Source organism: Paenibacillus sp. 203 (genome assembly GCF_037027525.1).
In the GTDB taxonomy this organism is placed as follows: Bacteria; Bacillota; Bacilli; order Paenibacillales; family Paenibacillaceae; genus Paenibacillus; species Paenibacillus polymyxa_B.
In genome coordinates this window covers 67,649-83,608 of sequence record NZ_JAXCHD010000004.1, presented here as the reverse complement: position 1 = coordinate 83,608, position 15,960 = coordinate 67,649, and the positions used below count along the sequence as shown (strand labels likewise).

The 15,960-nt window shown below is 47.0% G+C and carries 11 protein-coding genes; 1 reads left to right on the top strand and 10 read right to left on the bottom strand.

Annotated elements, in window-relative coordinates; all coding sequences use genetic code 11:
• Positions 1-9: 9 nt before the first annotated feature.
• Complete coding sequence (locus WA407_RS09710) at positions 10-1,245, bottom strand: WD40/YVTN/BNR-like repeat-containing protein (RefSeq protein ID WP_336077266.1); 1,236 nt, start codon at positions 1,243-1,245, stop codon at positions 10-12.
• A gap of 148 nt (positions 1,246-1,393) precedes the next feature.
• Positions 1,394-2,845 carry a PstS family phosphate ABC transporter substrate-binding protein gene (locus WA407_RS09705; RefSeq protein ID WP_336077265.1) on the bottom strand — a complete coding sequence of 484 codons (1,452 nt, stop codon included), beginning with the start codon at positions 2,843-2,845 and terminating at the stop codon, positions 1,394-1,396.
• Positions 2,846-2,944: 99 nt separating this feature from the next.
• Here WA407_RS09705 and WA407_RS09700 point away from each other — a divergent pair, with 99 nt between their 5' ends.
• Positions 2,945-3,217 carry a hypothetical protein gene (locus tag WA407_RS09700; RefSeq protein ID WP_322173414.1) on the top strand — a complete coding sequence of 91 codons (273 nt, stop codon included), beginning with the start codon at positions 2,945-2,947 and terminating at the stop codon, positions 3,215-3,217.
• A 58-nt stretch (positions 3,218-3,275) separates the two neighbouring features.
• On the opposite strand, the gene WA407_RS09695 is transcribed toward WA407_RS09700, so the two are convergent.
• The 8 genes from WA407_RS09695 to WA407_RS09660 all read right to left on the bottom strand — a co-directional run bounded on the left by WA407_RS09695 (position 3,276) and on the right by WA407_RS09660 (position 15,924).
• Entirely contained in the window at positions 3,276-4,040 is a 765-nt protein-coding gene (locus WA407_RS09695) for a class I SAM-dependent methyltransferase (protein ID WP_336077264.1), read from the bottom strand.
• A 206-nt stretch (positions 4,041-4,246) separates the two neighbouring features.
• On the bottom strand, positions 4,247-6,343 hold the full coding sequence (locus WA407_RS09690; protein ID WP_336077263.1) for a multidrug ABC transporter permease: 2,097 nt from the start codon (positions 6,341-6,343) through the stop codon (positions 4,247-4,249).
• The gene (locus tag WA407_RS09685) at positions 6,318-7,220 is read right to left on the bottom strand and encodes an ABC transporter ATP-binding protein (protein WP_025723753.1); all 903 of its coding nucleotides are present in this window, start codon (positions 7,218-7,220) and stop codon (positions 6,318-6,320) included. Before WA407_RS09685 ends, WA407_RS09690 begins: the two co-directional genes overlap by 26 nt.
• Complete coding sequence (locus tag WA407_RS09680; RefSeq protein WP_336077262.1) at positions 7,213-7,602, bottom strand: GntR family transcriptional regulator; 390 nt, start codon at positions 7,600-7,602, stop codon at positions 7,213-7,215. The genes WA407_RS09685 and WA407_RS09680 overlap by 8 nt, the downstream gene beginning before the upstream one ends.
• A 164-nt stretch (positions 7,603-7,766) precedes the next feature.
• Positions 7,767-10,442, bottom strand: a complete 2,676-nt coding sequence (locus WA407_RS09675; protein ID WP_336077261.1) for a PAS domain S-box protein — start codon at positions 10,440-10,442, stop codon at positions 7,767-7,769.
• A 165-nt stretch (positions 10,443-10,607) separates the two neighbouring features.
• Positions 10,608-11,543 (bottom strand): nucleoside hydrolase, encoded by a 936-nt coding sequence (locus tag WA407_RS09670; RefSeq protein ID WP_250259218.1) that lies wholly within the window; start codon positions 11,541-11,543, stop codon positions 10,608-10,610.
• Between the two features lie 173 nt (positions 11,544-11,716).
• Entirely contained in the window at positions 11,717-13,840 is a 2,124-nt protein-coding gene (locus tag WA407_RS09665) for a glycoside hydrolase family 6 protein (protein WP_442952030.1), read from the bottom strand.
• 584 nt (positions 13,841-14,424) lie between these two features.
• Entirely contained in the window at positions 14,425-15,924 is a 1,500-nt protein-coding gene (locus WA407_RS09660; RefSeq protein WP_336077464.1) for an alpha-glucosidase/alpha-galactosidase, read from the bottom strand.
• Positions 15,925-15,960 lie beyond the last annotated feature (36 nt).

Below are 15,960 nucleotides of genomic sequence, written 5' to 3'. Positions count from 1 at the left end.
ATTCCCTCCTTAGGAGCCTGATGCCACAGGCTTGTCAAATACATGGCTCTGCGTCCAATGCTGTCCACCATCCGAGGTGGTATACATGACTGGGGCCTGCTCTGAATCCGAGAAAATAGCCCAGCCTTCCTTGGCATTTGCCATCCCGATTTGCTGACCACCATAACCTTCAAAGCCTTGCTTGCCATTGTTCCACGTCTTGCCGCCGTCAGTCGTCCAGCCGATGTTATTGGGCTTGTCGCACGGTGCGCAGTAACCGCCCATCCATGCGGTACTGCTATTAACCGCATAGAGCATACCTGGTGCAGCCCCTTCATTTTTGGGAACCTGGTTGTCTTGCTGGCTAATACCTGGTGCCGGACCGCCGCCAGCAGTGGTATTCGCCAGCACAGCACGCCAGCTTTGTCCACTATCGGCAGTATGCCAAAGCGAATACGACGTCTGATTCATCCCCGTATCGCCAACCAGCTCGATCCATGCGTTGCCACGTTCTACCGAACGAATAATGGCTCCATTTAGAGGCGCCTCCGTTGTCCGTGACATGACAGTAGTCCACTTTTGGCCCCCGTTAACCGTGTGTAAAATCTGAAACGAACGGTCTGTGTCCTGCGTAACTGCCCAGCCGTTTTGCTGATCATGGTAATATGGCTGTCCTACCGTGTGACCAGGCACGGAGAGCGAAGACCAGCTTTGCCCGCCATCCTTCGTATATTGGTTGCCACTGAACCCTTCCTTGGATGATACAAAGTGTAAAAAGCCCGCTTGCCCTTGCTCAGGTACAGTCCCAACAACCTCCCAGCGTTTGCCGCCATCGCGAGTGGCCAGCAGCGATCCGCTGTCTGCCATAAGAGCCCAAGCCTGCTGCCCGTTCAAGGCAAAAATCTGCTGAACCGTACCTTGGCCCTGATATTGCACATTCCACGTCGATCCGACTGAACCGGATGCAGCCGCGTCCGTTCGGGCAATCCAGCCATTTCCGCCGATCCAGCCGGATTGGCCGTCGATCAAACGCAGCGCGGTAATATTATCCATGCGGACCTTCGCTATCGTAGTGTCTGTGGTTGCTTGTCCTCCTGTTTTCGGCGTATCCACAGTGGTTCCCGAACCATTCGCTTGTGCCGAGGTGACACCCTTTTGCTCATTTTGATTTTGAGCCGTTTGTTCTGTTTCCGAACCTGTTTCACACCCCGCTGTCACTATGGCTACGGCGAGTAAAAGCACCCAGACCGATGTTTTTTTCTTCATTTTCGTTCATCCCCTTATGTTGGTGATATACATGCTGTGCGGGTATTGTATTCACAGCCATGTATATTCTATGTATTACCCTGCTGTCTTCGTTTCACTCTTAAGGTGAATATACGGAATGGACTGAATGCAAACCAGTGTTACAGGATTACGAGTTTACAGGAACAAAGCCACCCTTTTCGATGGCCCGGGTTCCTGCTTCGCTTTGCAGCCATTCGAGTAATCGTTGCATCGAAGGGCTTGAATTCTCGCCTTCCCGTGTGACCACAAACAGTTGAGCTGTGAATGGATATTGTTTCGAGCGAATGTGCTCTTTGTTCGGCTTCACTCCATCAATAGACAAAAATTTGACCTCTTGACGATTATGCATCACATTTGCAAAATAATAAAATGAATATCCGAGCGCGTTGTGATCCTTGTTAAAATCAGCAACTGCATTAATCATTTCACCCATTATACCAATTCGGAGTTCCCGAGGAGGTTCAGCCATGTCATGACCTTTCATCACTTTCTTTTGCATATATGTTTGACTTCCTGAATTCTCCTCCCGCTGATAAGCAACGATCGGCTGATGCTTTCCCCCTACTTCACTCCAGTTACGAATAGATCCTTCATATATGCTGCGTACCTGCTCCGAAGAAAGTCCGTTAACTGGATTGCCTTTATGAACGAGAAAAATAAAAGCATCCCACCCAATGGGTGTAAGCTTCATTTGAATTCCCCGACTTTTTGCCAGGCGTAATTCCTCATCGGAAGGACCGGCCACCAGGATCAGATCCGCCTTCTTTTCAATCAGATTGACATAAGCCTGATGTGTTGTGTTGAATCTCAGTTCGTGAGCCGCACGAACCTTGTTCATTCCGGTCAATTCATGCAGCATATCCTGCGCGAATGGAATGGCCGCTGTAGCTCCATCTACTACCGGGAAATCCCTTTCCGCAATGTACGGACGTTGAGGAAGCATGATCGTAATCACCAGCACAATAATGAGCGCAGCAGATATTGCAGCTACAACCCATTGCCATCTATGGTCCACCTTTCCGTGCTTGTCGGTCACCGCAGGATAACGATCTACCCCAACCCCGACTACCATGCCAGCTATGGGTAGCAGTGCGGTCAGCAAAAACCAGATTCCGCTACGCTGTGTATATAACCCCAATACCTCTAGTACAGGTTCTGCCCAAGCGTGATAGAGTGAAAAGAGCTCCCACGCCCCTCCCACTTCAGCAGGTTGGCCACCAGACCCTTGTATTCCTACAATCCACAACCACAGCCCACATAATAATGATAATAGCCCAGTCAGCATGAGCGAAAGCTTGCCCATGCTAGACATACGCGCACTCAAGGCACCATAAGCTGCAAAAATGAGACCGATAATCCATGCATATAGAAGTAGTATTACAAACACAGTTGTATCTGTGACACCTTCATGCCTCAGCAGAAGCTGCGCTTGGGGTGCCACAACCATACTCCAAACTACATTAAACATGACTGAAAACAATCCAAACATAAACGTACCGCCCAGCCATGGCCAAAACCATGCTATCCGCACAGACTCATCCTTCTCCGGCTTGGTTATAACTCTCTTTGGATCAGACATGTACATCCCCCTATATCTAATGAATGAAATGAGACTGTAAACCATTGCTTCTTCATTGTACAATTATGGTAAAGATTAGTATACGAGAGGAGGATAAAAATGTCCTTATCCGATCATCCGAATCATACATCTGATGTAACCTTGCTCCGAAAAGCACATGATGATCTATGGCATTCCTTACAGCACATTCCAAGCGATGAAGCACTCAAGCTACTTCACAGCTTTGCAACCCAGGTAGCGTTCTATCACGAGAAAAAGGACAAGGAGGCGGACTGTAAAAACTACTTCCGAACTCCCTTGCCCTATATAGCGATAGCCGTTGGTATTTCACTGCCAACCGCCATGTGGCTTCTGATATTGTTCTTACCCTAATGCTTATGGCAAAAAAGGCCTCCCCCACGGGAAGGACCTTTTTGGTATCGAATCTTCTTTATATCGCTCTGGCATGGATCAAAAAACGGTGCTGCTTCACGTCCCAGTACCCATCACGTTGGATATCCAAATACAGACCATACAGCTGTTCTATATATTTCTCTGGCTGAAAGTCTGCAATCTGCCATTCAATGGCTTTTAAATAGTAGACAAGTGCTCCAATATCGTAAAACCGCTGTATTGGAAACTGCTCCTGCTGCTCTACAATTTCGAAGCCATTGCTTTTCAAACCTGCAAGTGCTTGAGAAAGGGTCCAGTCCGCATACTCGTATTCAGGTGCTCCCAAACGGTCGTTGATACCCGCACAATCCAGGCCCCCTACCTGTTGAGTCAAAAACGTCCCACCTGGGCGCAAAATACGTCGTACCTCCGTTGGCGAAAATGACTCATGCTTATTCAGCACAAGATCGAACCCGGCATCGCCAAACGGAAGGGAATCGTCATCATGTATAGCCATCACGCGCACACCCAGCGGCTCCAATCTTGCCTTGGCGATAGGAACGTTCGGTGCATATGCCTCTGTCGCACAAACGATCTCTGGAAAAGGACGTAACCGCGACAATAGCTCTCCCCCGCCTGTTCCCATATCCAGCATCGCTTTGGAGGAATGGATCAATGCCAAAGCCTTGCTGGCATAAGACCAGTCCAAAGGTTCGCTCGCCACTCGTCCTGTATCCAAAATGAATGAAAAATCCCATCCGGAAAATGGCTGCCTATGATGCTCCAACAACTGTAGAAATTCACGATCTTCTGTATATTTCATATTATTTTGCTCCTCCACTATTGGACTGGACATAATTGAACTCTTCTCTCTGTATGTTCTACGTTGTATCTCTCTGTGCCTTTATTATGTCAGCTCTAATGTTGAGGAGCTCTTGCCCGTCGGTGAGGTTGTTATATGTCGTGTCGGAACCATCCCATGTTCATCTACCTCCGTCCATATGCCATCCAAACCAGATGCTGTCCCACTTAAGGAGCTGTCGGTAATGCCTTCGCAAGCTCCGGTGTCATATCGTTCGGAGTAAAATAGTAATAGCGTGTATGGGGATCTGAACTAAATAAAGGTTTGATCTTGACCTGAACCAGGTAAGTGCCTTTCGTCATATTTGGAGTATAGCTATTAGATCTACGCTTTTCCAGTACAGTGCTCCACAGCTTCGGGTCTTCAATCGTTATTGCTTTATGCTTCTGTTGGATGCTTTTAAATAGCTTATAGTCTTCAATATACTGATTGGGTTGATAAGGTTCAAGCTCTTCAGCAATAATAGGAACAGCCCGTATCGAAAAAATATCCTTGGAATCAATGATCACCTTATCCGCATATCCCTTTTGCTCTAGCCAACCTGTAAGCTTGTGATAGGAAGCCGGCCATTCAAATGAAAATTCACGATGCCAGCTCGGTTCGTTATTGGTAAAGGATGACTCTTTGTTTGTAATAGAAACACTCCCTAGGGGATATCGATGTGATTGCATTTCGCTATAACTCATATTTAATACTTCTTCTCTGAGTATATCTTCAAATTCACGAGTTTCTTTTGGATTGGTTAAAACCACTCGTCTTTCATTATCATCTACGGATTGGATATTAATCGTCTCTGCTTTTCCTTGCAGCTTATCCAGCTCGTATCTTACCGTTTTATAAGGCTCTGCTTCCATCACTTTAGTCAGTTCTGTCCGGAAAGGCTTCTCCGGGAATGTATAGCGGCGAGTCATGGTGGAACCATCATCCAAGCGGTAGATTATGACTGCCCTTTCGACGGCCAGGTTTTTGGACAATGTTTTCTCGCCAGCTGCATGTGCACGTACGAGTTCACGATGTAAATTCAGCACAGAGGCGATATAGGCCCTGTCTTGGGAGTAATAAGCTTCTTTTTCTGTATTTCCCCCTAGAGGCTCCTCTTGCCCGACATAAACTTTTTCTACGGAGTGTGCTGTTGGAATCCGCCCCTCATAACCCAACCAACCTGATATCGGGATATATAGTACCAGCCCCATGATCACACCGTACACGACCATTTCCACCAAAGCTCGAACACGCACAATTTGCCACGTCTTGCGGACGACCATCTCTACAACGATATAGCCTAGAACAGCTCCAAGTGCATACCCAAAAATCGACCAATTAGCTCCTCTTGTACCTGCATTATAAAAATAATCGCCTATTACAAGCATGGCGCATAGTATAACCCCTGCCTTGAACAAAGGTTGAAAGAAAGAAAACGCCATGGCCTGAGTCGCCTTCTCGACCAAGCGTTTACGATACAAACCATAACTCAAGGCAACAAACAACAGAGAGATACCTAAATAGGCAAGTAGCTCCATGTAGGAAAAGGCGCGCTGCGGCAAATTGTCCATAATGCGTACAAACGGCGATAAGTTATCCCAGACATTATTACTGCTGCGAAACTCCGAGCCGTTAATATATTGAACAATGGTTTCTCGCACTTGCACATAACCGTATAAATTACGTTCCAGAAAACGCCCTATCATCATGGATAGAAACTGAGGCAATAGCAGCAAAACATACACTACTACGATCTGTAGCAACGATTGTCCCACACAAATCCCTACAAACACAGTAAAAGTAAACAGGAAAATCGTAAGGACAGATACGACCAGTGCCCACGATCCAATATCATTGATATGAAAAATATAAGGCAGTTCGACTGACGTGTTAACCCAAGCAGTTACTCCCGCAGTCAGCCATACAGGTACAAGTAAAAGAATAAGACCGCTAATTAAATGTGATGTTAATAAATGCTCTCTACGCAAAGGTAGGCTGTGATACAAATCGGATGACCCCTGTCGCTGAACAAAACGAAGCAGCATCACACCTGCCAGCACGGGTACGGTCGTTAAGATTAATTTTTGCAATTCATTACCTGAGCTTGTGTTATCAAACAAGCTTTTTAAAACCACTCGTGGTTGTTCATCACCAATGCTCATAAACAATGGCAGCAGTACTGTAAACAGCAATCCTACCAAGTACAATAGACCGATCCAGCCATGCTGTCTCAGGCATTGGCGAATTACGCCGCCGCTACAGAAGAATCGGTTGGATGTCATAACCTGCGTCCTCCATTTCATAAATGAAAATTTCTTCAAGCGTCAACGGCAGCAAATCAAACACATGCGGCTCATACGCCTCAATCGTCTCTGCAATCCGCTCTCGTTCCCCCCGGATAATGAGCAGCAGAACACTGCCCCTCCGCTCCTTATGTACAACCGAAAGTTGTCCACATACGGTTTCCTCATGCGTGCTTTCACGAAAGGCAACCTGCACCTTATGCGTATCAGACTTGAGGTCGTCGACCTCTTTTTCCAACAGCATCCGCCCCTGGTGCATAATGCCGACGTGATCACACATGTCTTCTATTTCACGCAAATTATGAGATGAGATCACGACGGTCATCTCGCGTGCAGCGGTTTCCTGGAACAGTAAATTTTTGATCATTCTACGCATCACCGGGTCCAGTCCATCAATCGGTTCATCCAAAATGAGCAGCTCAGGCATACAGCTCAAGGCAAGCAAAAAAGCAGCCTGACGCTTCATCCCCTTGGAAAAACGGTGGAGCTTTCGTTTAGGATCCAGCTTAAAAATCTCCGTAAGCTGTATGTAGCGTTCCTCGCTCCAGCTCGGATAAATGGAGCGGTAAAACCGGGCCATCTGACGAATTGTCGCTTGCGGAAAAAAATAGGGGGTGTCTGGCATAAACAGAATGTGCTGCTTGACTTCTGGCTGCTCATATACGGACTGTCCGCCAATCAGTACCTTTCCTGCATCCGGTCGGTAAATCCCGGCGATGATTTTGAGCAGTGTTGTTTTCCCCGCCCCGTTTGAGCCCAGCAGTCCAAAAATGGAGCCCTTCTTCACTCTAAGGGCGAGCTGGTCGACAGCCTTTTCTTCTGTAAATGTCTTTGTGACTTCCCTTAATTCAATCAAGGGACATCCCCCTTTCCTTTGTTTGTATAGCTTCCACGTATATGTCGTCCACTTCCTGCTGTGTAAAACCGAAATGGACGGCTACAATCATCTGTTTTAACAACGCCGCCCGAATCTCATCTCGCTTGATTTGTTGTGGCTGATGTTGGGCAGGTGTGACAAAGCTGCCTTTGCCCTGAACGGAATAAATGTATCCTTCTCGTTCCAACTCGCGATACGCCTTCTGAATCGTATTCGGATTCACCGTTAGCTGAGCGGACAATGTCCGCACAGAAGGCAATTGCTCATCCGGCTGAAGTGACCCATACACGATCATTTCCTTTACCCTGTCCATAAGCTGTTCGTAGATCGGCTTGCGGCTGCGGATATCCAGCTCGAACATGGACTTCCTCCTTTCAAGACTTAATCTGATTCATTTGTATATGCTCAGCTGTTCTAACTGTACTATAATTAATAGTACAGTTAGAACAGTTTGTCAATCTTTTCTTTGGGGATTTCTTACAAAAAAAATAACCGTGATGCATCATGCATCACGGTTATCGCTTTTTAGCCTTCCCTTGACTCATAAGGTTCATCACGGCTTATATTCGCAAGCGTTGAACCTTCCGGCAGCTTAAGATCCAGCTGGAACCGGAACGTCGCTCCTCTGGCCTCATCGCTATCCACACCAATAGAACCTCCCATCAGCTTGACCAAGTTTTTACAGATGGACAATCCCAGTCCTGTCCCTCCATATTTTCGGTTCAGTGCCGGGTGAAGCTGGGAAAAAGGCTGAAACAATAAATGCTGGCGGTCTGCTGGAATACCGATTCCAGTATCCGTTACACTGAACTCAATCAGGCATCTATTTTTACGACGGCTGTAAGCCTTTCTCTCCACAAAGATATTTACACGCCCTCGCTCCGTAAATTTGATCGCATTGCTCACCAAATTCACCAGCACCTGTCGAATACGCACATGATCACCGACCAGCATTCCCGGCATTTCCTGATCCACATGCCATTCCAGCTCAATGCCTTTTTCCATAGCCTGCGTCATGAATAGGTCAGCCACACTGCCGACCACATCATCTAGCACAAAGGACTCGTGCAGCAAAGACATTTTCCCAGCTTCGATTTTGCTCAAATCCAGTATCTCGTTCAATATCTGCATTAAAGCACCGCTGCTGCTGGTAATAATGTCTATATAGCTACGCTGCTCCTCATCCAATTCAGTATCTGCCAGTAACCCTGCCATGCCTATAATGCCGTTCATCGGTGTTCGGAGCTCATGACTCATCACAGAGAGAAACTCTGACTTGGCCCGATCGGCGCGTTCGGCAGACTCCTTGGCCCGAATGATCTCCTTTTCATTCGTCCTGTCTACAAAAACCATCACAGCCCCTTTTCGCTCGCCATTATCCATCAAAGGGCTGATTCGATAGGAGGCCAGAAAGCTGGACCCGTCTTTTTTCCAAAATACAGCTTCCTCTGCCTGATAAGAAGCTCCGCTTCGAATCGCTTGAAGAATAGAGGACTGTTCGTCCGGAAAATGGCTACCAATCTCGTCTGCATGGCGAATGATATCTATGCATGGGCCGTTCAGCGGATTAGCCGATCCAATGCCGAACATCTCGACAGCTGCCGGGTTCATAAAGCGGACATGTCCTTCGTTACTTAAACCCACAATCCCTTCGGATACGGCATTCAAAATAAGCGAATGCTCGTTGCTGAGCTTTTCAATTTGAGCAATGTAGCTTTTGAGAGGGGTAACGTTTTCTATAATCCCGTAGCAGCCTACAATTTCCTCTTGCACGAAAATCGGGATATTCGTCATCTTAATGAATAGACGCTCCCCCTCCTTATGTATGAATTCCGATTCATAGGTTTGCGTCTCACCCTGCTTGGCCAGTTCCATATGACGCTTGATTTTGTCCTGTTCCTCAGAGGAAGCCATTACAAGTATTTCAGCTCCTAGCAGCTCATCTTTCGTATAGCCCGTAAGCTCCACCAAGCTCGGATTCACACTCAAAATATGACCTTCCATATTCATGGCGCATATCCCGAGTGGATTATGCTGAAATAGTGACTTATAACGATTTTCACTTTCACGAAGACGTTGCTCGATTTCCCGGTGCTCTGTAACATCCTGTATCATCCCGACTACTTGAACAGGCTTGCCTGCATGCTCGTCCATCTCAGCTTCCCAGATCGAACGCAGTACCTTCTGTTCCCCAGTGGGCAATACAATTCGGTAAAAGGTTTCTTCGTGAATTCCCTTTAAGATCACGTTGTTGATAATTTGCTTCATCCGTTCAGTATCTTCGGGATGAACTGCCTTCATGAAGGCGTCAATACTTGTTTCAACCGGCTTGACACGATAGCCAAATATGCTGCGAAATTCCTTGGAAAAATGCATAACATCGTTGACCAGATCCCAGTCCCATGAGCCGAACATCGCCAACTGTTGAGCTTTTGCCAGGTTCTCCTCGCTCTTCTGGCGCTCTGTGATATTTCGTCCGATGGATAGAACTCGCTTGATCTTGCCCTGTTCATCCCGAATAATACGGTACGATACTTCCAGCCACAAATAATGCCCGTCCTTATGACGTACACGCCGCTTCATGATGCCTGTTTCCTTGAACATTCCATGTACACGCATGTAATCGGCATCTTCGATATGGTAAAATTGAAGCCGTTTTTTGCCGAGCATTTCCTGCTTTGTATAGCCTAGGAGTTTTTCCACCGAAGGAGAAATATATTGGAGTATGCCGTCCGCCGTGCTATATGAGATAACATCCGGCGTATTTTCCGTAATCAGCATGTACAAATCCTCATTATCCGAGAGCACCTGCTCCATATCTTTTTTCTCCGTGATATCCATTGCATACGCAATCAAATAAGATTGTTCGGTAGCCTCATCATCAAATATGGTTAATTCCAGCGATAGCCAGACGGATGTTCCCCGTTTATGTTTCAAACGCAGCTCTGTCTTATAGACTTGATCTGTAGCCTTAAGCCAACCTGCGTAAGCCTCCCTCAACCCTTGCTGATCCTGAGCCTCTTTATATAAGAGATGGTAATATCGGATATCTAGTAATTCCTCCTGCTCATATCCGACCATTTTGCAAAAGGCGGGATTGACGTACAGGCACTTCCCCTCCCTCGACAAAATCACGATTCCTGTCGGGGCATGATTATACATATGTTCCAGCAAAGGCAGTCGTCGAGCAGCAGAAAACACAATGAATCTCCTCCTTTGTGGTCCGGCAGTTTTTCTAACTATACCTATTCTAACATGATATGGAATTTTTATAACGGTGAGTCCGCCTCTAGATGAATGCCCTTAAAACATGTATGCACAAAAGATTGCCGATGCAGGTTCATCGGCAATCTTCGAATTATTTTTTTATACCACCCGGCTAAGAAAATGACGCAAAAATCGCTCCGCATCGACTTTAAGTGCCACGTCAACCGTAGTCAGTGCTTGAGCTTCGTTCTCATTTTGCACCTCACGGGTGCGACCAACCTCGGTGGAATCGCCCACCTCAACGGCAATGTGCATTGGACGCGTCTCCACAAAGCTGGAATCTATCGCTAATCCTACAGCCAGTGGATCATGCAAAGCACAGCCTGCAATACCAGGTCTGAAGTTGCGATAAGCTTCCATATAAAAGTCTGTCATATCTGCCATAAACGCACCCAGCTCGGTCCCTTGCTCACGCCATTTGTCCACATCCTGCTGTGGAAGCAGTGTTTGCATCGTGACGTCCAGCCCAACGAGCGTAAGCGGAAAGCCCGCTCCCAGCACATAGGCTGCGGCTTCTGGATCGGCGTAAATATTCGCTTCAGCCGTCGGAGTTACATTCCCTTTCACTGTGACCGCGCCGCCCATGATGATCAGGCGGTCAAGCAATTGGGGCAATTCGGGACAGCGATCCAATGCAATCGCAAGATTGGTCAGCGGTCCCACAGCTACCAGGGTAAGTTTGCCTTCATAGCGACGAGCCTGTCCGATTATAAAATCAGCGGCATCCCCAGACGCAGCTTGACGGGAGGGTGCTGATTTTAACTGATTGCCAATACCGTCTTCGCCGTGAATATGCCGGGAATAAGGTTTGAACAGCTCCCGAGTATACGGCTTGTGAGCGCCAGACACGACCGGAGCCTCTACCCCCAGTTTTTCCAGCAGAATCAGTGAGTTGCGTGTTGCCTCCTCCACCGAGATATTACCAAAGGTGGTTGTAATACCGAGTAGCTCCAATTCCGGCGAATGGACCGCGTACGCAATAGCAAGCGCGTCGTCAATGCCAGTATCTACATCTAAGATTAACTTTTTGCTCATGATGACCCTCCACAGTAGAACAGCATTCTTTTTTTCATTATACACAATTTCAATGCTTATTCCCTTGGTCATCAAATTCTTTATTCGAAGACGTAAAAAAGGCTACGACAGTTATGCCGTAACCTTCTTTTAATACTTTTCAATCATTCAAGGGCACATGTTCTGACCAAATCCTAAGGCTCGATTCCCCACACCAGCTTATCATTGTGGAACAACGTTGCTTTGTTCCATTCTGCATAAGAGGTTTTGGTTGGATCGAAGGAGTAATCATTGGATTCGTCCAGGTTGGACCAGTCGCTATTGTTCATGCGGATCTGAATATCACCTGTTTGCGCTCCGGCAGCAAGCGTACCGGCAGCAGGACTGAAACCAATTTCAATATAGTTGTCTTTAATGGTGCGCAGCACGTTATCATTACCTACTTGTGCATAGTCTACTGCAGATTGCAGCTCCTGGCTGCCATCTTTCGTGAAATAGTAACGAATTTTCAGCTCACTCAGCTTCACAGGTGTTGTTCCTTTATTTTTCAAGTTAAAGAAAGGCTTGACTGCGTTATTCGCTGGATCAGTGTCCCCGGCCCGGTACATTACAACCAGATCTCCCGCTGGTTCTGTAGGATCTGTAGGGTCCGTCGGATCTGTCGGTGTACCTTTAGGTTCAGCACTTACCGCTGCGGAATCCTTACTTGTTCCGTTCGCATTCGTAGCACTTACAACATAGAAGTAAGTTGTTCCGTTCGTCAGTCCCTTATCCGTGTACTCTCTTTCCGTTACAAGAGGCGCAACGGCTGTAAAAGGACCTGCTTCGCTAGTGGCGCGTTTGACCGTGTAGCTATCGGCACCCGTAGACGCATTCCAAGTCAGCGTTACTTGAGCATTACCCACAACAGCCTTTAAGCCTGACGGTACAGCTGGAGCTGTAGGCGCTGGGTCCACACCACCAGTGGAAGGCACGATAGCAGGGTACGCATTTTGTACCAGCATTACAAACTGATCATGGAACCATGCTCCTGAAATAGGTGCATTCGGTAAAGCATCTGTTAATGTGCCATCCTTGGTTGTATAGGTAGGATCACACATACGGTCAAAGCCTTTACCCTCATCGTTCGGGATGAGTGAGCTCGAACCATCGGAATCACCCGGAGGTTTCGCCCAGACATAGGCATCAATATGGCCAGCTGGAGCCGTTTGTGGCGGCGTTCCCATACCTGCCCCACTGTTATTACACCAGTTACCACGGTGTGAGCGTTTGTCTACACGGCCTGAGTTTACATAGGAGTTAATATCATTGCCGACTGCGGAAGTCGGACGGTTAGGTCCTCCCCATCCATTACGGCCTGTATCAATTAACATACCGAGTGAGCTCGGCCAGCCTGCGCTGACAAAATCTCTATGCAATGCCTCTGCGAAATCCGATTCATCGAAATTAGGATTCCATTCATAGTACTTGGACGATTTGATCGGCTGTCCACCGATATTCAGATTTGGATCAGGTAAATTAGGTTCTGTCAGCGGTGAAGTGTTGGCTGTATTCGTGATAAAGCCATCTACACTGGCCAGACCTTTGCTAGTATCTTTGAAAATGGTTGTAAACAGGGATACCGTTGCTGAACGGTTGTTATCCCAACCTAACCAACCAGAGTGACCGATATCTACGTATTTGTACACGTTAGGAATCTCGTTCAGCTTATTCATTGTGTACTTCACGCCAGCTTCATAAATTCCTGTAGATTTGGCTTGCGCACATTTAGGATCATCCAGATTAGTTACCAGATTTGGCAAACTATCTGGTTCAATGATCGTTACAATACGAATATCCTTATATTTGGGATTCGCAAAAATAGAAGCAATTTTGTCAATATAATCCTTTTTATAGGTTTCCAGACCTGCCTGAGTCAGTGGCAATTCACCATTGGAAGCCAAGGCATGACAATCCCGTCCGGGCAGATCATACACAATAAATTCCGCCGTAATCGGTGTGCTGCCTTTCTTTTGCGCCAATACTTGGTCCAAATGCGCTTCCAGGCCAAGCTTGCCTCCACCGCCGTTAATAGCAGCGATACGATCAAGCCATACGGCTGTCGGAAATGTTTTGACCGTTTGCATTTTTGCTTTCAGATTGGCATCCGTAATTTTGGCAATCGATGTGTCGACACTAGCCGCATAATCAGGGCTAATGTATTTTGTAGCCCCTTGGTAAGGATTGTCCACATGGGATTCTGCATGTATTTTATCCGTAAATCCTGCACCTGGTAGAAAGCTGCTTGCGACGAGTGATAGCGCAAAAGCATACTTCATGCTTTTACGAAGCACTTGCTTTGTTTTCAATTGCTTCACCTATCTTTCCGTGGATTTTGTTGAATCTTCCTATGTCGGCACCTGATTGTTACATGATTAAATGTGAGTTACGCCTACTCTCTCCAAAAAAAAGCGGCGTTCATAGTTGTAAAAGGTAAGCGCTTTCTATTTGTTCATGCGCTCACATTTTCCCCTTTTTGTCACCTCCTATGTTAGATTATAGTGAGCTGGAAATCTGCTGTAAATTGAATAAATTAAGGACTACATTATTAATTAGGCATATGAATTGCCACCCTAGTGGTTCATCGCGGCCCCTCTTTTTCTGAAGTCGGTTTCTTCATTTGTTGAACATCCCTGCTATAACAAGCTTTCGGGAGATTTAGGATCGACGGCAAAAGAGCAAATTCATAAAAAGTAAGACCGTATTCTTTAATTTCCGTCAGCCTAAATCGACAATGATAAACTTCAGCACGCCAACTGTGCCAAATCGTTATATCTATCGACAGCAAAAAGGTGCTTTCAGGCCATCATGACCATGAAAACACCCTTTAATTGTTGTGAAGACAATCTCTGCTCTTATTGTTCTACACTTTTTCGCGATCCTTGCCTTTGTCGGATTGCCCTGCATTTTTATTGGCGGCATCCCGATCCAGTTGCATTTCTTCAACCGTCTTCACCTTAAGTCGTGCTGCTCCCTCATAGGGTCGGGTTGGAATCAGATCGCCTGCAGCCAGACGTTGACGCGCCTCGGCAATCGCTGCTCCATATTGCGGCAGCCATGCTTCCTGCGCCACCAGCATCTCATCGACCATCTGCCAAATTTCTTTCGGATTACACACCGCGCCTACTAGCGGATCCATCATAAACGCTTGCCGCAGCAGCTTATCATCTCCGTGTACAGCCGCTTCGACAGCCAAACGCTGGACGGAAATACTTACATTGCAGACGGCAGCAAGACCAAGCGGTAGGTCTCCTACATGTGGCATGGAGATACCATTCCGATCCACGTATCCAGGCGCTTCAATAATCGCGTCGTCTGGCAAATTGGAAATCACACCGTTATTTACGACATTAAAATGCCCCCGGTATACACGTCCGGTTTCCAGACCTTCGATAATGTATGAACCATGCTCTTCACCGCGATTTTCCGCCTTGTACTCCAATGGGTCTTCTTTCATCCAGTTAGGGAAATCTGTTTCAAACCAATTACGTCCTTCTGTACATACACGCAGATAGCCGCCTGTTTCTCCGTTGATCCAGCTGCCTAGATCAATCCAGTCCATAATTTCATTCGGACGCTTCCGGTACCAAGGTACATATTCACTGAGATGACCATTCGACTCTGTGCTGTAATAGCCAAAACGACGAAGCATGTCGATGCGTACCTTTTCGGTGCGGCTATATTCGGGATGTTTTTCAAAAGCCTCCAGCAGTCCGGCTGTCAGATCCTTGCCTTCATGTGACGCCTGAATGTACCACGTCTGGTGATTGATTCCGGCACACACAATGTCCACATCCTGCTTCTCCAGACCATACACCTCGGCAATTTGGTGATGCCCATGCTGGACGCCGTGACATAGACCGATTGTACGTACACCACTGTACTTATTGCAGGCCCACGTCACCATCGCCATGGGGTTCGAGTAGTTCAGCAGCAATACATCCGGTGCACTTAGCTCGCGGATATCCTTGCAAATCTCCAGCATTTCAGCAATGCCGCGCTGACCGTACATAATGCCTCCTGCACACAGGGTATCGCCCACGCATTGATCCACGCCATATTTCAGCGGAATATCCACATCGGTTGCAAAGCCCTCTAGCCCGCCAACCCGGATCGTACAAATGACGTATTTGGCGCCCTTTAAAGCTACTCTTCGGTCCGTAGAGGACTGTATTTGTATCGATAAACCGTTCTCCCGAATATCCCGTTGGCACAGCTCAGTGACCATATCCAAATTGTGCTGACTGATGTCCGTAAAAGCCACTTCAATATCATTAAATTCCGGCACCGTTAACAGATCTCGTAAAATTCCACGGGTAAAACCGATGCTTCCTGCTCCAATAAACGCTACTTTAAATGACACGGCATTCAACCTCCGGTAATTAGAATGGGTATATAC